Source organism: Thermanaerovibrio velox DSM 12556, assembly GCF_000237825.1.
In the GTDB taxonomy this organism is placed as follows: domain Bacteria; phylum Synergistota; class Synergistia; order Synergistales; family Synergistaceae; genus Thermanaerovibrio; species Thermanaerovibrio velox.
Window position 1 is genome coordinate 1431947 of record NZ_CM001377.1, and the last position, 21031, is coordinate 1452977.

Genomic DNA, 21031 nt, shown 5'->3' on the forward strand with positions numbered 1-21031 from the left:
CCCAAGCCCCAAGCACCAATGGGTCTTGCGGATCAGCACCAGGATTAGGATTTGAAGCGCTGGAAGGGATTTTCAACGTAGCTACCCGATCCCAAGCATCACCGCAGAAAAGCCGGGCAGGACCCAGGCTGGCCCCGAGCATCTCACAGCGGACCGTGTTAAAAAAGCAAAAACGCGGGGCGGGGTATCACCCCGCCCCGCTTGAGATGCCTTAGATCTGGATCAAAGCCCAAGAAAGGCCAAACTACTTCATCGAAACCCCTATACCCCTCTCCTCCGGGGTGCCGGGGATGAGGCTGTCGCAGATGGCGGCGCATATGCCCGCCACCGCCATGGGGGTCTTCAAGATGGCCCACACCATGCCACCAAGGGTGGAAAGGAGCTGTCCATAGGCGGGGTCCATGAAGAGCATCTGGTTCTTCTCCACCCAACCGGGAAGCCCCAGGGCCATGAGGAACGCAAAGCCCACTATGACCACGTTCCTCTGGCTCCCCATGTCCGCCCTCATGAGGGTCTGGATGCCCAAGGCACCTATCACACCGAACAGGGAGATGTAAGCACCGCCTATCACGGGGGAGGGCATGGTGGCTATGAGCCCCCCAAGCTTGCCTATGAAGCTCAGGAGGATCAGGATTACCGCCCCGGTGCGGACCACGTAGCGGCTCGCAACCCCCGTGAGCCCTATGAGCCCTATGTTCTCCGTGTAGGACGTGGTACCCACGGAACCGAACACGCCGGAAAGGGCACAGTTAAGCCCCTCGGCCCCTATGCCCCGGCTTATCATGTCAGGGGTGGGATCGTCCAAACCGGACACGTAGGAACAGGAGTGATAGTCCCCGATGGACTCGATCATCACCGCGAAGAACCCGGCCAAAAGGGCACCAAAGGTTAGAAGGCTGAACTTGGGCATACCCCAGGGGAACAGCACGTTGAAACGGAACCACGGGGCAGACGCCACCTTGCTGAGATCGATGTACGCCGGATGCCCCGGGGCGAAGATGCCCATGAGGGACGCCACAAGGCAGATGAGGTAGGCGATCACGACGGACCCAAGGACCGCAAATATGTTGGCGTACCGGTTCTTGCTCACCAGGCTGAAAATCATGATGAGGGCCACCACAAGCAGCGATATGGGCCAGTAGTTGGCGGCGTTGAACTGGATGGCCACCGGCGCCAGGGAGAACCCTATGGCCATGATGACCGGCCCTATGACCACCGGGGTTATGACCTTCCTGATCACTCCGACTATGCGGCTGTAGCCTATGAAGGACAACAGCAGACCACCGGCTATGAGACCCCCTCCCACGTACTGCATGACCACGTTGGGACCCATGGCCTTGTAGGCCCCTATTATGGTCATTATCGAAGGGATGAAGCTGAAGCTGGAGCCCTGTACTATGGGAAGCCCGGTGCCAAGCTTGGGGTTGGTCTGAATCAGCGTGGCAACCCCCATGCCGAAGTAGACGCAGGATATGAACGCCCCTATCTGAAGGGTGTCCATCCCCATGGCGGGACCGAATATCAAGGGCACCAACGTAGTGGCGCCAAAAAGGGTCAGCACGTGCTGAGCCCCCGCAAGGATCATTATGGGTAGCGGCGGCTTGTCGGTAAGACCGTAAACTATCTGCTTCCTCGCCATCTCATAAAACCCCCTCTCCAGTTCTCTCTCAAGCTAAACCCAGGTTCCACGTCCAACCGTAACCCTTCTCCCTCTAAACCACCACCTTCTAAACTTCTAAAATTTCAGAACAGCGATCTTGCCATAAAGGGGGCGAGACGACCCGCCCCCCAAGGCCCGCAACCAAGCCCATAAGGCCCTAGAGCCACTCCTTTATGGCCTTCCGATAGTTCTGCTCCTGCACGTACGGGTACTCCCAAAGGTCAGTCTCCCCGTTCTTCGCCATCTGGATCGCCTTGTACACCCTCTCCTTGGAGAACGGATAGGAGTGTATGCGAATGCCCAAAGCATCGTAAAGGGCGTTGTCTATGGCCGGCGCGGGGGATATCATCGAGTGTTCCCCTATACCACGGTTGCCGTAGGGAGACAGCTCCTCCGGGGTCTCCTCCCAGAAGATGTCCATTTTGTCCGGCAGGTCCATGGTGGTGCTCATCTTGTAGTCCGTGAAGTCCGGGGTGAGGAGCTTACCCTTCTCATCGTAGTACATTCCCTCCAGTAGCCCCGCGGATATGCCCTGGATGGTGCCTCCCTCTATCTGTCCCCGCACGTTTATGGGGCTTATGGCCTTGCCCACGTCGTAGCCCGCCGCCACGTTGTTCACCACCACCTCACCGGTGGCAGGGTCAACCTCGATGTCGATGCCCACGGCCCCCACGGTGAAGTGAACCACGCTCTTGGGCGACTGGCCGGTCTCCGGATCCGGGTACACCACGTCCGGCGGGACGAAGGTCCCGGTACCTATCACCGGCCCTCCCACATGCTCCCCATCGGGCATGTGGAAACCGTTCTGGATACGCTCGTCCAGCCTCTCCGCCTTCCCAAGCTTGCGGCACTTCACCACTCCGTGCTCTATGGTTATAGCCTCGGGCTCCACCTGCCAATAACGGGAGAAGAGGGAGAGTATCTTCTCCCGGGCGTCCACCGCCGCCCGCTTCACCGCCATGCCCATGGACCAGCAGGATCGGCTCGCCACGGTCTGCCAGTCATAGGGATGGCTCTGGGTATCCGGGTAGTAGCACTTCACGCTCTCAATGGGAACCCCGAGCTCCTCGCACACCATCTGGGCGTAGGCGGTGTAGGCCCCCTGCCCCATGTCCATGGTGGCCGCCAAAACCTCAACGGTTCCGTCCCCCAATACCTTGACTATGGCGCTGCTCGCCGCGTCCGCCGGCATGGCGGGGGCCTTTATGGCCAACGCAAATCCCTTACCCCTCTTCCAGCCGGGACGCTTCGGCGGCTCCTTCTCCCCAAGCTTTATCTTCTCAACCACCTTGGCAACTATCTTGTCCAGCGCGTGGTTGTGCATGGGCATGCCGGTACAGGTGGGAAGCCCGGGCCTAAGCATGTTCTTCAGCCTGAACTCGATGGGGTCCATGCCTATCTTATTGGCCGCTATGTCTATTATGACCTCCATGGCCCCCATGAGCTCCGGAAGCCCAAAGCCCCGGTAAGCCCCACCAAAGGGCTTGTTGGTGTACACCGCATAGCTGTCGGTCCACACGTTAGGCACGTAGTAGCAGCCGGTGGAGGTGTAACCGGCGCTGCGCACCGGGTTGGCCCCGTACTCCGCGGAAACTCCGGTGTCGAAGAAGAAGGTGTTCTTTATCGCCTGGATCTTCCCTTCCTTGTCTATCCCCAGCTTTATCTTCGCCACGTAGCCCTGACGCACCCAGGAGGAGATCAAAACCTCCTCCCGGGGGATGTGAAGCTTCACCGGACGACCCTTTATGTCCGGATCCATGGCGGCGGAAAGACACATGGACTCTATTGTCATCCCCGCCTTGCCGCCAAAACCACCCCCTATCGGAGGGGCTATGACCCTTATCTTGTGAAGCGGATACCCAAGCCCCTTTGCTATTATCTCCCTCACCGCAAAGGCGGACTGGGCGGAGCTCCATATGGTCAGGTCCCCCGTGGCGGGATCCTCCTGGCAGATGCAGCAGTGGGGCTCCAAGAACCCGTGGGCTATCTGAGGACAGGTCACCGCCTCCTCAATGATGTACTCACACTCCGCGAAGGCCTTCTCCACATCGCCCCGGCGAATCCTGAACCAGTTGGCTATGTTGGTCCCCGGCTGGGGCGTAAGGTACGGCACGTGCTCGTAACTTCCAAGCTCGGGGTGCACCAACACGGAGTTGTCCGTGGCGGCCTTCACGGGATCGAACACCGCGGGCAGCTCCCGGTACGTGGCCTTGACCTTCAGCATGCCCTCCTCCGCCGCCTCCTCGGTCTCCGCCACCACCAGCGCTATGGGCTCCCCAACGTAACGAACCTTGCCGACCGCCAGAGGGGTGCGGTCCTGAAGGTAGAGCCCGAAATGGTGGACGAACATGTCACCGGTTATAACCTTCACCACCCCAGGGACCTTCATGGCCTCGGAGGTGTCTATGGAGACTATCTCACCGTGGGCTATGGTGGACCTGGCAGCCCGGGCGTGCAAAAGCTCCGGACCAAACCGGAGGTCATCCGCAAACCTCAAGGTCCCCGCCGCCTTCTCCTCGTCGAACTTCCTGGTCACCCAGGTTCCAACCCCATGGTTGGTAACGGTCTGCTTCATGGCGATCCTCCCCTCATGCTCCGCAGCAGGACATCATCTTCGCCGCCTTGCGCACCGCCCGGAATATGCCCTCGTAGCCGGTGCAGCGGCAAAGGTTACCGGAAAGGGCCACCTTCATCTCCTGGTCCGTGGGGTTGGGGTTCCTCTTGAGAAGGTCGTACACCGCAAGGACCATCCCGGGGGTGCAGAAACCGCACTGGATGGCCCCCTCCTCTATGAAGGCCTGCTGAACCGGGTGCAGCTTGCCGTCCTTGGACACCAGCCCCTCAGCGGTCATCACCTCCCGGCCTTCCGCCTCCTGGGCCAAGACCATGCAGGACTTCTGAAGCTTCCCGTCCATTATCACCGTACAGGTGCCGCACTCCCCCTCCTCGCAACCCCTCTTAACGCTGGTTACCCCGTAATCCCTAAGGGCCCGAAGAAGGGTCGTCCTGGGCTCCACTTCCATGGTCACCGGCTTTCCGTTCAAGGTGAAGCTTATGGTCTTCTTAGACATCTGGAACAGCCCCCCTAAAGACTCTCAAGGCACTTCCTTATCGCCCTGGCGGTGAGCTCACCCACCATGGAAAGGCGATACTCCCGGCTGGCCCGCACGTCGGTTATGGGGTTCACCGCCCCCTTGGCCTCCTCGCATACCCTGGCCATAAGCTTGTCGTCCACGTCTAAAACCCCGTCCAGCAAGGCCTCCGCCCTTACCGCCCTCACCGGCACCGGGGAGACCGCCCCGTAGGACAGCCGATACTTCCTGCCGGAAGGACCATCAGTCACAAGACAGGCCACCCCCACCTGCGCCAGGTCCAAGGCGTTGCGCCGCCCAAGCTTGATGTAGCAGCCCGCGGAAGGCCCCTCCGGAACCGGAAGGGTTATCCTGGTGACCACCTCCCCGGGCTTAAGGACGTTGCGCCTGGGACCGGTTATGAACTCCATGATCGGGACCCGCCTCTCCCCGTGGTGGGACGCCACGTGGACAACCCCCTCGTATACACAGGTGGGGGGGATCATGTCCCCGGAAGGAACGGAAGAACATATGTTCCCCACGTAGGTGGCCTTGTTCCTTATGATGTGGTCCGAGTGGGACATGGCGGCATCCACCAGGGCGGGGTAAAGCTCCCTGGCCTTGGGGAAGGACGCCAGCTCGTTGAGGGTCACACAGGCCCCCACCGATAGGCCCTCCTCAGGGGTAAACTCGATCCCCTGAAGCTCGTCTATGAGGCTCAGATCCACCACCAGCTTGGGCTGGATCACATGCTTCTTCATCCAGACGAGAAGGTCCGTGCCGCCGTTCTTGGCCCAAGCCCCATCCTTCTCCAGAAGCTTCATGGCCTCCGCCAAGGTGGCGGGACGCTCTAGCTCAAAGGACAGCATAAAGTCACACCCCCATCTTCAAAAAAAGGGGCGCCCTAAAATAGGAACGCCCCGTGAAATACATCTACTCCTCGACGAAAGCCACGATGCGGCTTATGCAGGACTCGCCGCCCTCAAAACGCCAGGGGAAGCAGCCGATGGTAACCCGCTTGCCGGAGAGCAGGTCGATGTCCCCGCCGAGACACTCGGCATGAATTATGTTGTGGGGGAACAGATCGATGTGCATGAGCTGGTAGTCCTCCGGCGGGAAGAAATCGTCCAGCCCCTTGCCGTACTTCTCCTTGAGATGCTTGTCCGCCATCTTGGCGTGATAGGGCATCCACTCCCGGATCTTGGTGTTCATGGGGTGATCCGCGGATCCGCAGTCAACCCCTATCCACTTTATCTTCCTCTTCTTGCACCACTGGGCGAACTCAGAGGTGGGACCGGGGTGCATGACCATGTACCTCACCTCGTCCGCCTCAGGCTGGTCCCAGCCGTAGCGGTGGTAACCGGTGTTGATGATCAGTATGTCCCCGTCGTGAACCTCCGCCCGCTCCTCTATGTCCTTGCTGGTGTATATGCCGTAGTCCTCCGCGATGTCCCTTATGTCCACCACCACGCCAGGGCCGATGAGGAAATCCTTCAGCTCCAGGCTAGCTATGTCGCAGCCGTGGGTGCAGAAGTGCAGGGGACCATCCAGGTGGGTTCCCACGTGGTTGGAGTGGGTCAGCAACTGACCGTTGGCCCCGTTGGGGGCTAAACGCTTGAAGAACTTTATCTGCAGCGGCTCGTAGGTGGGCCACGCAGGAGTGAGATGGCTTATGGGGATGGTGAGATCGTAAACCTTTATGTTGCCCCAGTTCTTAAGTTCCCAGTTAGCGCTCATGTTCATTCCTCCTCTTCATTTTTATGGCCTAGAGAAAGCCCAAAGGGCTTGGACTCCGAAGACTCAAAACCTTGAATCTAAGTGGCCTGTCTACTCCCCGTACTTCTCCACGAAGGCCTCCGCCGCCTTTATGAAGGCCTCGGCGGGCATGCGAACTATGCCGGCACCCACCTGCCCCCGTCCAGGCTCCTTGTGGGCCGCCCCGGTGTCCAGAACCGGGGTGATCCCGGTCTCCGCCACCTTGAGGATGTCTATCCCCGTGGGGGTGCCCCGGAAGTTAAGGGAGGGGATGGAGTAGACGTTGTTCTCCCCAAGGGTTATCTCGTACATCTCCAGGGTGTACTTAGCCGCGTCCTCCGGGGTACCGCCTATGAACTGCACTATGGCGGGGGCCGCCGCCAAGGCGAAACCGCCTACCCCAAGGGTCTCCATGATGGCACTGTCCCCGATGTCCCGGTTGACATCGTCCTTGGTGTACCCGGGGAAGAGAAGCACATCGGGCAGGGCGGCCTCGCAGGTAAACCACTGCTTCCCAAGCCCTGAGACCTGTATGCCCATCTCGGTGCCGTTCCGGGCCATCACGGTCACCAGGGAAGACCCCTCCACCTCGTGGGCCGCCTCGGTGCTGGCCTTGGCGGCCGCCATGGCTATGTTGAGGAAGAAGTGGTCGTTCTTGTCGATGAACCGCACCACCTCCGCCAGATCCCGGCAGTTTGGGACCGCCTCTATCATGAACGGCACCACCGCCCGAAGGAACAGGCTGGTGCCCGCCTTGTTGCGGTTGTGCATCTCGTCCCCCATGTGCAGCGCCTGGGCTATTATGTTCTTTACGTCTATCGCCCCCCTGGACCTCATAGGCCCTCCTTATCCCCGCGTGGAGGTTCGGGTAAAGGGTGTAACGCATCCACTTGAGGCGCTCTATTACCTCCTGGTCATACGGCCCCCATCCTCATGACCTTGCCCAAGCCCTCGTTCATGCTGCAGTAGGACCGGTTCCCCCGATCCTTGTTCTCTATGACGAACACCGGCATGTGAGGACTCGTGACCCCCGCCATGGGACCCACCGCGTTGTGATGATGACAGGGATCGAAGGCTATCTCACCGCTGGCCGCCAGCTCCTGGGCCTCCTCCGGGGTGGAAGCCCATCCCTCGTACAGGCAAGCGGCGATCACCGCCCCCCTCATGGGACCCGACATGCGCTCCCACGTGATGGGAGGGCCCGCGTGCATCAGCATCTTCTCTCCCATCCCAGGGACCACGTCCACCGCAAGACCCATGTCCACCAGCACCGGCTGGGCCGACAGGAGCCTGGAAAGGGCCTCCTGATTCGCCTTGTCGATATCCACCATCCCTTATCCCTCCTTTTATGAGAAGCTCTCTCCAACCCCCCGCCCCCTCAAAACCCGGGGGCCAAGGGCGCTACTGCCTCTTAAGCTTCCTAAGCTTTGACAGCAGGTCCGAACCGGCGGTGGGGGGACGCCAATCCATCTGCACCACCAGGACGCCCTGGGCGGACAAGTCCTGGGCGAACTGCTCCACCCCGATGTTCACCACCTTGGGACCCTCCTTCAAGAGTTTCTTCAATCTCTCGTTCAACCCCATCACCCCTTAAGAAGGTACGCAGCAAGCCTCGAGGCCTTGGCGTTGCTGTCCATCACCACCACTCCCGCGTCCTCCAGCGTCTTCCTCTGACGGTCCGAGTCCTGGGGATCGTCGGGGGTGCCGCATACGGACGCCACGAAGACCACCCGGTCCCCCGCCAGCTTCCGCGCCTTCTGTATGCCCTCCACCAGCCCCGAGGCGGGATCCGGGTTGCAGCCGTAACCTATCACCACGTCGAAGAGGATGACCCCCACCTCCGGGTCCTTCGCCTCCTCCTCGAACCTGGAGGCCCTTAGGGACACGTCTATCATGGGGTGCAGACGCCCCTGAGTGAACTCGTCCTCCCCGAAGTCCACTATGCTGTGCTCCACGGACCTCAGGCTGTCCTCAAGCTTGAGCTCCTTCCTCAAGGGGGTGTTGCTGTGAATGGGACCCAAGACGTCCTGAGCTATGAGCTGGGCCTCGTAGCAGAGGGTCCCACCGGAGTAGAGCCCTCGGAGGTATCCCTTGCGGAGCCCTATCTGCTCCGCCAGGGCCCTTATCTTCCGGTCCTCCTCCTCCATGGCGGACCTCACGGCACCCACGTCCTCCCCCTTCGCAAGCGCCGCCGCCACCGCAGCGGTCTCCTCCAGCTCCCGACAGATGTACACCGGATGCCTGTCCCCACTGGCCTTGCCGCCTATGAAGCCCAGCACCACCGGCTTTTGCGAACCGGAAGCGAGCTTCAGGATCTTCTCCTCCACCTCCGGTGCCGGGGGCTTGCCAAGGATCACCAACACCTTAACCTCCGGGTCCTCCAGCAGGAGCCGGGAAGCCATCTCAACCATTATGCCCCCCACCTCGGACTTAACGTCCCTGCCGCCGGTGCCTATGCCGTGGAGGGTCCCCACTCCCCGGCGGGCCAGCTGCACGTGAACCTCCTGAAGACCCGTCCCCGCCGCCGCCACCATGGAAACCGGCCCCACGGGACACACGTTGGCCATCCCTATGGCCACCCCGCGGATTATCACGGTGCCGCAGTCAGGCCCCATCACCAGGAGCCCCTTCTCCGCCGCAGCCCTCTTGACCTCTATCTCCTTCTCCAGGGGCACGTTGTCCGAGTAGAGCATCACGTTGAGCCCCTTGGATATGCAGTCCGTCGCCACGTCACCGGCGTAACGGCCCGCCACGGACACCACCGCCAGGTTGGCATCCCCCAAAACCGAAAGGGCCCCGTCAATACTCTTGGGCCTGTAAACCCCGCCCCCATCCTGCCCCTGCTGCTTCCAGGGGGGGTTGCTCAGGTACTCCCTGGCCTTCGCCACAGCCCCGTCGAGGAGGTCCGGCTCCCCCATGACCGCTATGATAAGGTCGTTAGGGGTCGCGCAAAGCCCGGACAGGTCGTATCCCGCCGCGGCAAGGATCCTCAAGTTCGCCTCGGTGCCCATGGACAAGGACGCGGAGCTTATCCCCTCCATGGAGTTGATCTCCTTGGCAACCCTCATCAGGGTGACGCTGTCGTAATAGGTGCGCTCTACCACCTCTATGCGCTGTACCACAAGATCACCTCCGCAACCTCTGAGTCTGCAGCCTAAAAACCAAGCCCTCAAAGGGCCATTAAACCTTCTATGCCTAGGGCCATCCCTATAAGACAGCATCTGCCGGAGGTGTGCCCCACCGCCTGGGCCCTTCCAACCGCCTCCAGAAGGTCTCCGCGGCCCATTACCCCCCCAAGCCCCGCCAGAACATCCCTGGCGGCCTTCCACGCAAGGCCAAGGGCCGCACAGGAAAGCTGGTCCGACGAGAACCAAGAGGTCCCACGGGGGTCAAACACCTCAAGAAACCGCATCCCCGCCGATACATCCCCCACGGCCCTCCGGGCCAACAGCCAACCGGTCAGCACATCGTCCCCCGCCGGGGTGTGTCCGGGACCCATCCCCACAAGCCCCATGGGGTCCCCCCCCTCCACCGGCCCCCTCAAGAAGGACAGCTCCGGATCCTCAAGGAAGCCTAGCCACTCAAGCCAAAGGGGCCTAAAATCCCCAAGGGGCTCAAGACCGTCCACCCAAGGCCAGTACAAACCGCATGGCCCAGGGGGGAGCCAAACCGTGACATCCCCTGCAAGACCCTCCAACGACCTCACCAGGACGCTCCTGGGCCCCATGAGACACAGATCCTGCACCAAGCTCACCCTTACACCCCCGGGACCCTCCAGGTTCACCGCCCGCCGGTGAACCTCCCGGACCCTTAAGGGGGCTCCAGAGAGGACAAGGTCCCCCAGGACGTCATCGCTCACCCCAAGAGGGAAGACCTCACAGCCCCCCATGGGAGCCTCAGCCCAGCACCCCCTGGCGCTTAAGCTCCTGGATCTCCTCCTCGCCCATGGAAAGGAACTCCCCCAGGACCTTGCCGGTGTGCTCCCCAAGCAGCGGTGCGGGACCTTTTATCTCCCCCGGGGTCTTGGAGAACTTTATGGGCACGCCCGGGACCTTGAGCTCCCCAGCCACCGGGTGGACCAGGGACACGATCATGTCCCGGGCTAACACGTGGGGGTCCGATACCACCTTGTCCACGGTGTTTATGGGGCCACAAGGCACGTTCGCCTCCCGCAGGACCTCCACCCAATGGGCGGTGCTCCTGGTCCTGGTGCGCTCGTTTATAGCCGCCTTGAGCTCCGGCCAGTTCCTTATGCGGTCCGAGTTGGTGAGGAACCTCGGGTCCTGGACGAACTCCTCCATGCCAAGCACGCTGCAGAGCTTAGCCCAAAGGGCATCGTTCCCCGCCGCTATGTTCACAAAACCGTCGGAGCTCTCGAAGGTGGCAAAGGGGGCTATGGATGGATGATCGTTCCCCGCGGGCTTAGGCACGTTCCCAGTGACCACGTACCGGGCTATGGCGTTCTCCAGCGTGGCCACCAGACAGTCCAACATGGCCACGTCCACCATCTGTCCCTGACCCGTTATGTCCCTGGCCCTGAGGGCTCCAAGTATGCCTATCACGGTGAATATGCCGGCCAGTATGTCCGCCATGGAGGAACCCACCTTGGTGGGGTGCTCCTCATCCGGACCGGTTATGCTCTGCAACCCTCCCATGCCCTGGATTATCAGGTCATAGGCGGGGAGGTGGCTGTACGGGCCATACTGACCGAACCCGGAACTGGCGGCGTAGATCAACCTGGGGTTCACACCGGACAGCACCGGGTAGCCCAACCCCAGCTTCTCCATGGTGCCGGGCTTGAAGTTCTCCACCAGCACGTCCACCTTCTTCACGAGCTCCAACAGCAGCTTCTTCCCCTCCGGGTGCTTCAGGTTTATGGCCACGCTCTCCTTGCCCCGGTTTATGCTCATGAAGTAGGCGCTCTCTCCGTTCACCATGGGGGCGAAGGCCCTGGAGTCGTCACCCCCCGAGGGGTTCTCGACCTTTATCACCCGGGCCCCCAGGTCGGACAACATCATGGTGGCGAAGGGACCCGCCAAAACCCTGGTAAGATCCAGCACCGTAACTCCTTCCAACGGCCTGTTCACGGCCAATCACCTCCCGTAGGGTATCCGCCTGGCGGGCTCAAAGGGGCAGCGCCCCTCCTCCAAAATCCCCCGGTAGCTCCTGAGGTTCCGGTCCTCCACGTGATCAAACCACTGCTCCGCGGAGCTGTTGGGCAACACCCTCCTTATGGGATCCGGATCCAGCCGGGCCCATACGCACTCGTCGCTGGCCCTGGCCTGGGCCAGCTTCATGGCGGAGGGATGCACTATCATGGAACCTCCGAAGAAATACGCCCCCGACGCATCCCGTCCCACCGAGTTGGTGGCCACCCAGTAAACGTGATTGTCGTAGGCCCTGGCGCGGTTCGTTATCTCCCAGTGATCAAAGGTCCTCATGAACGCGGAGGGCCGACATATGACCTCCGCCCCCATGAGGGTGGTGACCCTGGCGAGCTCCGGGAAATCCCCGTCGTAACAGATCACTATGCCTATGTTCCCAAGCTCGGTCTTAACGCAGAAGGGCTCATGACCCGGGGTGGTCCACCCACCCCCCTCAAGCCTCTCGGTGGGAAACGGATGGGTCTTCCTGTAAACCCCCAATATCCCAGAGGGGCCTATGAGGACCGCGGAGTTGTAAACCACCCCCCGCTCCGGCCCCCTCTCGTAGGTGGGGAAGACCAGGTGTATCCCCATCTTCTTGGCCCACTGGACCCCCCGGTCGGTCAAAGGGCCAGGGATCTCGGACACCGCGTCCCAAAGGTCCTTCGCATCCCCCAAGGGGGTGAACCCGGTAGTGAAGCTCTCCGGCAGGACCACCAGCTCCGCCTGGGACTCCTTCACACAACGATCCACCCACATCTCGGCCCTGCTCAGATTCTCCTCGACATCCATCGGCTCCACGGCAAACTGCACCGCCGCCGCCACGAAAGATCTCATCCCAATCCCCCCGTATGGCCCCACAAGGGGCCCTAAAAACTACAACCAATCAATTTGTAATCCCCGCACAACAAGACCTTCTTGAAAGCAGCAGCCCCGTAGGATCGTAGGTTTGGCGCTTTCAAGCCACTAAGCCTATTGCCTTTATAGACCGCTACATTACAATACCTTCTTAAGGGTTGCCATCCCATGGCAACCGTTGACAATCTGACGACGCCTGTTGAGCAACAATATCCATATTGCCATGGGCTTCACAATGGGCGCTCCAAGGGGGATTGGGCTTGATAGCGGCGGACCTTCTAAGACACCATTTGTTCCCTGACTTTGACCTCCTGGGGGGCAGCAGCGGCCTCAACAGGGAGCTCTCCTCGGTGTCCGTAATAGACGCCCCCGACGTGGATCGCTGGATGAGGGGCGGGGAGTTCCTTGTGGGCAGCGGCTACATATTCCGGGAGGACCCGGAGGCCTTCACGGACTTCCTAAGGCGGGTCAACGAACGGGGCATAGCGGCGGTGGGGGTGAAGCTGGACCGGTATCATCACGAGCTCCCATCCTCCATGGTGAGCGAGGCGGACAGGATGGGGCTGCCGCTGCTGTCCATCCCGCTCCACTATCGTTGGACCGACATAATAGAGGGGGTACAAACGTTCCTGTTCCAGGAGCGCAACCGCTCTGCATGCTCCATCGACGAAGTGGGCAGCTTCCTTGAAGAGGGTTTGGACATAAGGCAGATACTCTCGACCTTCGCCTCAAGGCTTCAGCGGACCCTGACGGTCCAGTGCTCCCAGATGGGGATATGCCACAACTTCATGCCCGATGGCTCGGTGGAGGGACCCGAGGCGGCCCAGGAGTTCCTTAAGACCCCGGTGGTCCAGGAGCGGGGACTGCCAAAGAGGGGACAGGTGGTGGCCAACCTGGAGCTTAGGAACAGCGGGGTGCTCCAGTGGAGCGCCTCCTACCGGTTCCTTTCGGACACCCCGCTCACGGTGCACCTATGGCTGAGCCAGGGGGAGAACATGCCTTCCGCAAGGCAGGAGCGGATGATACTGCGGGCCATGACGCTGGTGAGGGCCTCAGCCCTGGAGCTCTCCGCCATATCCAACCGGTCCGCCATGAAGAAGGAGAAGCTCTTCGAGACCCTGTGTTTGGACATATACAACGACACCTCCATCGTGGAGGCCAACCTGAGAGAGCTTGGGATAACCCTGCCCCATAAGTCCTGCGTGGTCATAGTGTCCAGCATGGACGGCACGTCCCCACCGAGGTGGACCCCTCCGAACGCGGTTATGAGCTACAGGCTTGGGGACATGTGGACAGGCTTGGTCCCCCTGCCCGATCTCGATCAGGCCAAGGGAGAGTGGAGCCAGCGGGGAAGGGACCTCAAGGTTTACGTGGCGATAGGAGGGGGCATAAAATCCATAGGGGAGATAAGCAGGTCCTATCAGGAGGCCAAGAGGACCTTCAACTGGCTGAGGGAGTTCTCCCTGGACCCCGGGGCATACGCCCACGAGGACCTGTCGCTGTACGCCCTGCTGGACAACCTCTTCCGGCTTCCGGAGGCCAAGGGGGTTTACAAGAGGTTCTTCGAGCCCCTGCTTGAGGAGGCTTCGTCCAACTCAAGGCGAAGCCTTCCCCTGAAGGAGCTGGTGAGGAGCCTGGTGAGCTGCGACTTCAACGCCCGGCAGTGCGCCCAGATGCTTCACCTGCACTACAACACCGTCCGGAACCACCTGGACGAGCTGGAGAAACTCTTGGGCGTGGATCTGAACAACCCGCACCACAGGCTGGGGCTTGCCCTGGCTTACCACATAGGGAACGGCATTAAAAAACGGGGGATCAAGCTCTGACCTTAAGCAGCATCGCCATGCCGAAGAGGAAGAACCCAGCCAGGAGTGGTCCTCCCAGGGCGAATGACCCGGTCATCTGGGATATGACCCCGAACGCCAGGGGACCAAGGACCCCAGCAAACTTGCTGGACAGGTCGTAGAAGCCGAAGAGCTCCGCACTTCGATCCTTCGGCACTATCCTTGAGAAGAGGGACCGGGAAAGCGCCTGGGCACCCCCCTGGACCGAACCTATGGCAAGCGCCATGGCCCAGAAGTGATAGGGGGTCCTTATGAACGGGACGAACAGACATATCAGAAGGTACACCGCCAGTGTCCCCATAAGGGCCCGCTTATCCCCCACGAAGTCCGACGCCTTGGCCCACAGCATGGTCAAGGGTATGCCTATGAACTGGGTGGCCACCAGAGACATCAGGAGGGTCCGCTGGTCTATCCCAATGCTGGAGCCGTAGATAACCCCCATCCTCATTATGGTCCCTATGCCGTCGTTATAAAGCCAAAAGGCGAACAGGAACCACATCACATCCGGGTCCCCTGGGAGCTCCCTAAGGGTCTTAAGGGGCCTTGCGAAGAGACCGTAGGAGTCTCCAAGGGCCCTCGGAGGCTCCTGGATGAACATCCAGAAAGGCACGGTGGCAGCGGCCCACCAGAGGGCCACGGACACGAAGGACATCCTAAAGCCCGCCTCCCCGTAACGGGCAGCCATCAGGACGTTCAGCATGAGGAGCACGCCGCCCCCCAGATATCCCAAGGCATAACCCGCGGAGGACAGGAGGGAGCGATCTTCATCGGAGGCTATGTGGGGCAGGAAGGAGTCGTAGAAGACGTTGTTGAAGGAGAACCCAAGGGAGCCCGCCACGAACACCGCAAGCCCCAAGATCCAGCCACCTCGGGGGAGAAGCCCCATGGCGAACGATGAAATCACCCCCAGGGCGGTGAAGGCCATGAAAAGCGACTTTCTGAGCCCCCGCTGATCCGCCGCGGCCCCCAAGGCAGGTGCCAGTAGGGCGGTCATTAGCATCCCCATTGCGGTGCCGTAGCCCCACATGGCCAGCACCAGCTGTTTGGGAGCTCCGGCACCCAAAACCTCCCGGTAGAAAAGGGGGAACATCACCGCCATTATGGTGGTGGCAAAGGCGGAGTTGCCCACGTCCTGCAGGACCCAGGCCAGCCACTTAGGGTCCTTAAAGACCCCCGTGATTTTCAAAACGCTAATTACGAAAGCCCCCCTTCATCTAAAAAGGTGGTCTTAGTTTACCACCCCCGAGCCAAAGCACCTAATGGGTTGTAAAATCCTCTTTGGTCCAGAAGAAGGGAACTGGAGGGATAGGAGCTGATAATCTTAGAAGGGGTATCCCTTAGGTACGGGGAAAGGGTCATACTGGACAACGCGGGCTGGGTGGTCCCAACGGGGCATAAGGTGGCCCTGGTGGGTCCCAACGGCTGCGGCAAGACGTCTCTAATGAGGCTGCTCGCCGGGGAAGACCATCCGGAGTCCGGCTCGGTCACCGTGAAGGGGCTTCAGGTGGGTTATCTCCCCCAGGACATAGCCCAGGTGGGGCCTGGGAGCTTGATGGAGCACCTGAGGGCAAGAAGCGGGTTGACTCAGGCGGAGTCGGCGATGCGGGAGCTTGAGGCTCGGATGGGTGCATCGGGCATAGGGGAGGACGAGGCGCTCAAGCTAGCCAAGGAACATGACGCCCTGCAGTCAAGGATAGCCAGTCTAGGGGGCTACTCCTTCGAGGCCCGGGCAAGGCGAGTTCTTAGCGGCCTTGGGTTCGAGGAGCGGGATCACGAGAGGGACTGTGCGGACTTCTCTGGGGGCTGGAAGATGAGGATACTCCTGGCCTCCATACTGCTTTCGGAGCCAGACGTGCTGCTTCTCGACGAGCCCACCAACCATCTGGACACGGAGAGCATGGAGTGGCTTGAGGGGTACCTCAAGTCCTTCGATGGCACCATGGTGGCGGTGTCCCACGACAGGCGGTTCATAAACAGGACCACCGCTTCGGTGGCGGAGATCCGGGGCGGGAAGATAAGGACCTATCAGGGGAGCTACGAGTCCTACCTGAGGGCCAGGGAGGCGGAGGAGGAGGAGCTGCGCCGAAGGGCCAAGGAGGTCCGGGAGCTACGGGCCAGGACCATGGCCTTCGTGGAGCGCTTCCGGTACAAGGCCTCAAAGGCCTCGCAGGTACAAAGCCGCCTCAAGGCGCTGGAGAGGATAGAGGATGCGGTGGAGCTGGAGTCCGCAAGGGAGCTGACCATAAAGATCCCCACCCCTCCCAGGGGTCCCGAGCTGGTGATAACCGCCCAGGGACTTGGGATGAGCTACGAGGGCCGGTGGGTCTTCAGGGGGATCCGCTTCGAGGTGCACCGGGGGGACCGGGTGGCCCTGGTGGGCTACAACGGTTCCGGCAAGTCCACCCTCATGCGGCTGATGGGGCTTAGGGAGGCCCCATCGGAGGGCATCGTGCGCTTGGGCAGCGGTGTGCGGTATGCGTTCTTCTCCCAGGAGAGCGCCGAGAACCTGGACTATCGGAAGACCGTGCTGGAGGAGGCGAGATCCGCCGGGACGTACGTCACCGACCAGGATGTGAAGTCCACCCTGGGGGCGTTTCTGTTGGGGCCTGACTACTGGGATCTGCCGGTGGAGGTCCTGTCCGGGGGGGAAAAGTCCCGGCTGACCCTGGCCAAGATGCTCATGGAACCCGCGAACCTCCTGCTCTTGGACGAGCCCACAAACCACCTGGACGAGAGGACCAAGGATATCTTCGCCAGGGCCCTTAAGGCCTACCAGGGTACCTTGGTGATGGTGTCCCACGACCGGGACTTCCTTGACCAGGTGGTGAACCGGGTGTTCGAGATACGCCGGGGCGCCCTCAGGGAGTACCTGGGCAACTACAGCCGGTTCGCAGAGATTAGGGGGGAGATCGATGGGGTCGACGGGGGCCCTAGTTCGTCCCTGGAGGCGGGTGGACGGGACTCCCGGGGGACGGGGCCTCAAAAGGACTCCGGGTCCGTAAAGGAGGAACGAAGGCGCCAGGCGGAGGAGAGGAACAGGATATACCGTCTTAAGAAGGCGGTGCTGGACAGGATGACCCCCATAGAGAAGGCCATCGGGGCCGCGGAGGATCGGAAGAGGGAGCTGGAGGAGATGCTGTGCAGCCCCCAGGTTCTAGGCGACTCATCCAAGGTACAGGAGCTGATGCTCGAGCTGTCCGAGACAAACCGGCGTCTTGAGTCCCTGTACCCCCAGTGGGAGGCCCTGGCGGAGGAGCTAGACTCCATAGAATGATCCCGAGGGTGCGGAGCACCGGCAAGCCGCAGGGCCGGGACGGATTTTAACCATGTCAATCCCTGCGGCGCAGCCTTATGAACGTTCCCTCCCCGGGGGAGGACTCCACGCACAGCACCTCCGTGGCGTTGCCCACCACCTCAAGCTCCGTGCCCTTGTGCTCCCCCCCGGCGAGGCCCCAGTAGTACTCCCCTATCTCCCTCTGCTGAGGGTGTATCAGGCGGCGTCTCAGCCTCTCCAGGTCCTCTTGGGATAGGACAAGGTCCGGAGACCGTATCTCCACGTGGAGGACCCCGTTGACGAAGAGGAAGCGATTCTCTATCTCCCTGGAGCCACGCCGTATGAGATAGGCCACGAGCTCGCCGGAGGCGTGTATGGCCTTGGCCCACTGACCCTTCATGACATCAGTCCTCCTCCCTCAAGGCCTCAAGCACCGGCAGCAGCATTGCAGCCACTATGCCGCCGGATAGGCCGTTGTTGTAAAGGCTAAGCCCCCCGTGGATGCTCCCCACGGTCATCACCACGATCAGGTGCAGGAACCCCGCAGCGATTCCCGCCGCCACCCCAAAGGCTCCGCTCATGGGGGCAAGACATCCGCTGAACAGCACCGCCAGGGTGGCCCCTGGGCTGGTCACCGGCCAGACGGACACCACCGCCGCCAGCCAAGTACCCACCATCACTGGCACCACGTTCCTAAGGTGCTTTCCGAAACCTCCGAAGCCCGCAAGGGTTATCATGCCCCCTACGGTTGGGCCGTTTAAGTCTCCGCCGGTGAGTTTAAGGTACAGAATCCCCAGGAGCCCCAGGGACCCCATGTTTATAAGGGACGGGCCGAACCCGGAGTACTGGACGAAGTCCGACACGAGACGACCGGACGATGAGTACAGGTCCTTAAGGCCCGGCATGAAGTCAGGGGTAATTATAAGACCCCCTATTATCATGGAGGAGAACAGCAGGACCATTGGAACGAGGAATATATCCTGCCCCCCGTTGAACCAGTAGAAACCCCCGTCCAGCGGGACCCCTATGGCCCTGAGCAATCCAAGGGCCACCAGCCCCAAAAATCCGCAGGTGAAACCAACGTTGTATAGGTTGTAACCCTGATGCACCACCAGAAAGTGTTTCGCCAAGGGGGGCAGGAAGAAACCCGCCGCAATGCCTCCCACCAACCCCATCAAGACGGATCCAAGCCAAGGCCCCACCGGGGACAGGGAGGCCCCGAAGGCCAGCTCGCTTACCAACGGTGCCAGGGAGGTTCCAAAAAGGGATATGAGCAGGTGATCCTTGAAGGGCACCCCGCGAAATCGGCTGTGGAGCATTACCCCGATTATTATGGGCCAGATGTTAAGCATGTTCTTACCGAAAAACCCGAATCCGCACACCGTGAAGACCGCCGCTATGGCAGGACCCGTCAACCTCACCTGGGCAGCGGCACAGACTCCAAGGGCGGAAAGACCCACCATCCCCGCGTTAACCAGCGCGGCAGAGGGGCCTCCAAGCAGCACATAGTCTGTTATCAGGGTGCAAGTGGAAAAGAGTATCCTCTTAAGCCCCGCAAAAAGCTCGTCCACGTTGCCGTCGCACAGGAAGATGCCATACAGTATGAGGGCCCACAGGAACGCGGAGATGACCCCGTAACGACGGAACTCCCGCCTCGTCTCCTCCATCAGAGGGCACCTCCAACGGCTTTCGCAAGGGGAGGCGAGTGGTTGAGGGTATTCTTTTTCATGGGTCCGACCTCCTCAGCTTTTAATAAAGGTCTATTATTTTCAATTATAACACCCTACCGATAAAAACCGGAGAGGATCCACTGATACATCAAGAGCCATCGGGGGTTGAGCACGAAGGCCGGGAAGAGCCCCATGGGTATTACGGACCTTGCCACGTGGTAGAGGGAGCCCGGGGTCTCCGACCTTGCCACCATGGCAAGGGGTACCTGGCAACAGAGGAATCCCAAGCCGTAGGCCATGGGCTTGCCCAGATCCTGGACAAAGTTCATGGCCCGGTCGGAGCAGTAGGCCACCCAAAGCCCTTGTATGATCACCTCCAGCAGGAGGAAGCACAGGATGAACATCCTTCCCATGGCTAGAGGGGCAGACTGGGACCTAAGAGACCGGATCAAGGGGACCACTCCCCTTCCATAGGACACCCAAAATATCAAACCCCAGGTGAGGAAACCCAAAAGATAACCGGCGATGCGCAAGGAAGAAGCCCCCATTCTCTTAATTTTGATTACAAGTTAGACTATTATCATTGCATGTGATATATTACATCTTCGGGGCGTTTGCCCGGAAGGGAGGCGTTTGTGGTGACGGAGTCCCGCTTAAATATTAGCAGGAGAACGGTGCTCCTGGCGGACAGCTCGATACTGCTGGCCGCGTCTTTTTGGGGCGTGGGTTTCGCGGTGCTGAAGGACGCTTTAACGTACCTTCCTACATTCACGGTGCTGGTGTGCCGATTTCTGGCCGGAGGGGTCATACTAGGCCTCATATTCAACAAGCGCCTGAAGGGTCTATCCAAGAGGGGCATCCTTGACGGGTTATGCACCGGGTTTCTGCTGTTCCTGGCCTTTGCACTTCAGACCATGGGGCTCATATGGACCAGCGCGGGGAAGCAGGCGTTCCTCACCGCCACGTACGTGGTGCTGGCACCCCTCATATCCTGGGGGATAACCAGGCGTTTCCCAGGGCTTAAGTCCATGACCGCCTCTTTCATCTGCCTTGGGGGCATATGGACCTTGAGCGCCGCCGAGGCGGGGGGGCTAAACAAGGGGGACATCATGACCCTGGTGTCCGCGGTGTTCTTTGCCGCCCACCTCCTGGCGGTGGACCGGTTCTCCAAGAGGACCGATCCGGTGGGGCTGGCTTCGCTGCAGATGATAACCCTAGGGCTGCTCAGCCTGCCGTTTGCCGTCCTATTCGAGAACCCATCGTTCAGCGCCATGCCCCCGAGGGCATGGTGGTCCATGGCGTACATGATAGCCTTCTCCACCGTTGGGGCTTTCACTATCCAGAACGTGGCACAGCGCTACACGTCCCCGACCCATGCGGCACTGCTGCTCTCCACCGAGGCGGTCTTCGGCGCCTTAGCGGGGGTGCTGATGCTGGGAGAGGTGTTCACCCCCCAGATGCTCATGGGGGCTTTCATGGTGATGGCGGCGATCATCCTGGTGGAGGTGCAGCTGCCAGCCGCTTGGACGGAACGGCTCCTGAGCAGGGCGGAGGAACGATAGCTGGGCACGAGAGAACGAGAACCCAAGGGAATTTCGTCCTCCCCAATGCAGCAGGTCCTCTTGAACTTTGATAACGGGACGGAGCTCATATCCGTCCCGTTATCCTTGTTCTCCTCGTCATGGATGTCATGGATCCCCTTGAGACAACGGGACAGTGGAAGGATGGACAAGCCCTGGGAAAAGGCTATAGCGG

At 60.8% G+C, this 21031-nt stretch carries 19 protein-coding genes; 3 read left to right on the plus strand and 16 right to left on the minus strand.

What is annotated here, in order from left to right:
- Positions 1-244: 244 nt before the first annotated feature.
- The 12 genes from THEVEDRAFT_RS06905 to THEVEDRAFT_RS06955 form a co-directional block, all read right to left on the minus strand.
- A complete protein-coding gene (locus THEVEDRAFT_RS06905) occupies positions 245-1639 on the minus strand; it encodes a uracil-xanthine permease family protein (protein WP_006584002.1) in 1395 nt (464 codons plus the stop codon).
- 178 nt (positions 1640-1817) lie between these two features.
- Positions 1818-4235: a xanthine dehydrogenase family protein molybdopterin-binding subunit gene (locus THEVEDRAFT_RS06910; protein ID WP_006584003.1), complete on the minus strand. Its 2418-nt coding sequence runs from the start codon at positions 4233-4235 to the stop codon at positions 1818-1820.
- 13 nt (positions 4236-4248) lie between these two features.
- A complete protein-coding gene (locus tag THEVEDRAFT_RS06915) occupies positions 4249-4731 on the minus strand; it encodes a (2Fe-2S)-binding protein (RefSeq protein ID WP_006584004.1) in 483 nt (160 codons plus the stop codon).
- A 14-nt stretch (positions 4732-4745) separates the two neighbouring features.
- Complete coding sequence (locus THEVEDRAFT_RS06920; RefSeq protein WP_006584005.1) at positions 4746-5600, minus strand: FAD binding domain-containing protein; 855 nt, start codon at positions 5598-5600, stop codon at positions 4746-4748.
- A gap of 64 nt (positions 5601-5664) precedes the next feature.
- Entirely contained in the window at positions 5665-6468 is an 804-nt protein-coding gene (locus THEVEDRAFT_RS06925; RefSeq protein WP_006584006.1) for a cyclase family protein, read from the minus strand.
- 90 nt (positions 6469-6558) lie between these two features.
- The gene (locus tag THEVEDRAFT_RS06930) at positions 6559-7323 is read right to left on the minus strand and encodes a YlbE family protein (protein WP_281054537.1); all 765 of its coding nucleotides are present in this window, start codon (positions 7321-7323) and stop codon (positions 6559-6561) included.
- 77 nt (positions 7324-7400) lie between these two features.
- Positions 7401-7817 (minus strand): oxamate carbamoyltransferase subunit AllG family protein, encoded by a 417-nt coding sequence (locus tag THEVEDRAFT_RS10130; protein WP_281054538.1) that lies wholly within the window; start codon positions 7815-7817, stop codon positions 7401-7403.
- Between the two features lie 70 nt (positions 7818-7887).
- Positions 7888-8070, minus strand: coding sequence for a hypothetical protein (locus THEVEDRAFT_RS06935; RefSeq protein WP_040825391.1), 183 nt, complete (start codon positions 8068-8070; stop codon positions 7888-7890).
- The gene (locus THEVEDRAFT_RS06940; protein ID WP_006584007.1) at positions 8070-9608 is read right to left on the minus strand and encodes an AllF/FdrA family protein; all 1539 of its coding nucleotides are present in this window, start codon (positions 9606-9608) and stop codon (positions 8070-8072) included. Before THEVEDRAFT_RS06940 ends, THEVEDRAFT_RS06935 begins: the two co-directional genes overlap by 1 nt.
- Before the next feature lie 47 nt (positions 9609-9655).
- Positions 9656-10375: an oxamate carbamoyltransferase subunit AllH family protein gene (locus THEVEDRAFT_RS09195; RefSeq protein WP_006584008.1), complete on the minus strand. Its 720-nt coding sequence runs from the start codon at positions 10373-10375 to the stop codon at positions 9656-9658.
- 7 nt (positions 10376-10382) lie between these two features.
- Positions 10383-11573: a CaiB/BaiF CoA transferase family protein gene (locus THEVEDRAFT_RS06950; protein WP_006584009.1), complete on the minus strand. Its 1191-nt coding sequence runs from the start codon at positions 11571-11573 to the stop codon at positions 10383-10385.
- 6 nt (positions 11574-11579) lie between these two features.
- A complete protein-coding gene (locus THEVEDRAFT_RS06955; protein ID WP_006584010.1) occupies positions 11580-12467 on the minus strand; it encodes a carbon-nitrogen hydrolase family protein in 888 nt (295 codons plus the stop codon).
- Positions 12468-12742: 275 nt separating this feature from the next.
- Here THEVEDRAFT_RS06955 and THEVEDRAFT_RS06960 point away from each other — a divergent pair, with 275 nt between their 5' ends.
- Entirely contained in the window at positions 12743-14314 is a 1572-nt protein-coding gene (locus THEVEDRAFT_RS06960) for a PucR family transcriptional regulator (protein ID WP_245522632.1), read from the plus strand.
- Here the strand turns inward: THEVEDRAFT_RS06960 and THEVEDRAFT_RS06965 are convergent.
- Entirely contained in the window at positions 14304-15518 is a 1215-nt protein-coding gene (locus THEVEDRAFT_RS06965; RefSeq protein WP_006584012.1) for an MFS transporter, read from the minus strand. The two genes, THEVEDRAFT_RS06960 and THEVEDRAFT_RS06965, sit on opposite strands and share 11 nt — an antisense overlap.
- Positions 15519-15710: 192 nt before the next feature.
- Here THEVEDRAFT_RS06965 and THEVEDRAFT_RS06970 point away from each other — a divergent pair, with 192 nt between their 5' ends.
- Positions 15711-17606, plus strand: coding sequence for an ABC-F family ATP-binding cassette domain-containing protein (locus THEVEDRAFT_RS06970; RefSeq protein ID WP_006584013.1), 1896 nt, complete (start codon positions 15711-15713; stop codon positions 17604-17606).
- A 55-nt stretch (positions 17607-17661) separates the two neighbouring features.
- On the opposite strand, the gene THEVEDRAFT_RS06975 is transcribed toward THEVEDRAFT_RS06970, so the two are convergent.
- From THEVEDRAFT_RS06975 to THEVEDRAFT_RS06985, 3 genes are all read right to left on the minus strand, one after another.
- Positions 17662-18006: a hypothetical protein gene (locus THEVEDRAFT_RS06975; protein ID WP_006584014.1), complete on the minus strand. Its 345-nt coding sequence runs from the start codon at positions 18004-18006 to the stop codon at positions 17662-17664.
- 4 nt (positions 18007-18010) lie between these two features.
- Entirely contained in the window at positions 18011-19273 is a 1263-nt protein-coding gene (locus THEVEDRAFT_RS06980; RefSeq protein ID WP_006584015.1) for a DUF1576 domain-containing protein, read from the minus strand.
- A 116-nt stretch (positions 19274-19389) separates the two neighbouring features.
- Positions 19390-19737, minus strand: coding sequence for a hypothetical protein (locus THEVEDRAFT_RS06985; RefSeq protein ID WP_245522782.1), 348 nt, complete (start codon positions 19735-19737; stop codon positions 19390-19392).
- A gap of 177 nt (positions 19738-19914) precedes the next feature.
- Between THEVEDRAFT_RS06985 and THEVEDRAFT_RS06990 the strand changes: the two genes are divergently transcribed.
- The gene (locus THEVEDRAFT_RS06990) at positions 19915-20838 is read left to right on the plus strand and encodes a DMT family transporter (protein ID WP_006584017.1); all 924 of its coding nucleotides are present in this window, start codon (positions 19915-19917) and stop codon (positions 20836-20838) included.
- Positions 20839-21031 lie beyond the last annotated feature (193 nt).

Bases quoted from the DNA above. Each gene is read 5' to 3' on its own strand.
- THEVEDRAFT_RS06925 (WP_006584006.1), bottom strand. From the start codon at position 6,468: ATGAGCGCTAACTGGGAACTTAAGAACTGGGGCAACATAAAGGTTTAC.
- THEVEDRAFT_RS09195 (WP_006584008.1), bottom strand. From the start codon at position 10,375: ATGGGGGGCTGTGAGGTCTTCCCTCTTGGGGTGAGCGATGACGTCCTG.
- THEVEDRAFT_RS06920 (WP_006584005.1), bottom strand. From the start codon at position 5,600: ATGCTGTCCTTTGAGCTAGAGCGTCCCGCCACCTTGGCGGAGGCCATG.
- THEVEDRAFT_RS06975 (WP_006584014.1), bottom strand. From the start codon at position 18,006: ATGAAGGGTCAGTGGGCCAAGGCCATACACGCCTCCGGCGAGCTCGTG.
- THEVEDRAFT_RS06955 (WP_006584010.1), bottom strand. From the start codon at position 12,467: ATGAGATCTTTCGTGGCGGCGGCGGTGCAGTTTGCCGTGGAGCCGATG.
- THEVEDRAFT_RS06905 (WP_006584002.1), bottom strand. From the start codon at position 1,639: ATGGCGAGGAAGCAGATAGTTTACGGTCTTACCGACAAGCCGCCGCTA.
- THEVEDRAFT_RS06910 (WP_006584003.1), bottom strand. From the start codon at position 4,235: ATGAAGCAGACCGTTACCAACCATGGGGTTGGAACCTGGGTGACCAGG.
- THEVEDRAFT_RS10130 (WP_281054538.1), bottom strand. From the start codon at position 7,817: ATGGTGGATATCGACAAGGCGAATCAGGAGGCCCTTTCCAGGCTCCTG.
- THEVEDRAFT_RS06915 (WP_006584004.1), bottom strand. From the start codon at position 4,731: ATGTCTAAGAAGACCATAAGCTTCACCTTGAACGGAAAGCCGGTGACC.
- THEVEDRAFT_RS06930 (WP_281054537.1), bottom strand. From the start codon at position 7,323: ATGAGGTCCAGGGGGGCGATAGACGTAAAGAACATAATAGCCCAGGCG.
- THEVEDRAFT_RS06935 (WP_040825391.1), bottom strand. From the start codon at position 8,070: ATGGGGTTGAACGAGAGATTGAAGAAACTCTTGAAGGAGGGTCCCAAG.
- THEVEDRAFT_RS06980 (WP_006584015.1), bottom strand. From the start codon at position 19,273: ATGGAGGAGACGAGGCGGGAGTTCCGTCGTTACGGGGTCATCTCCGCG.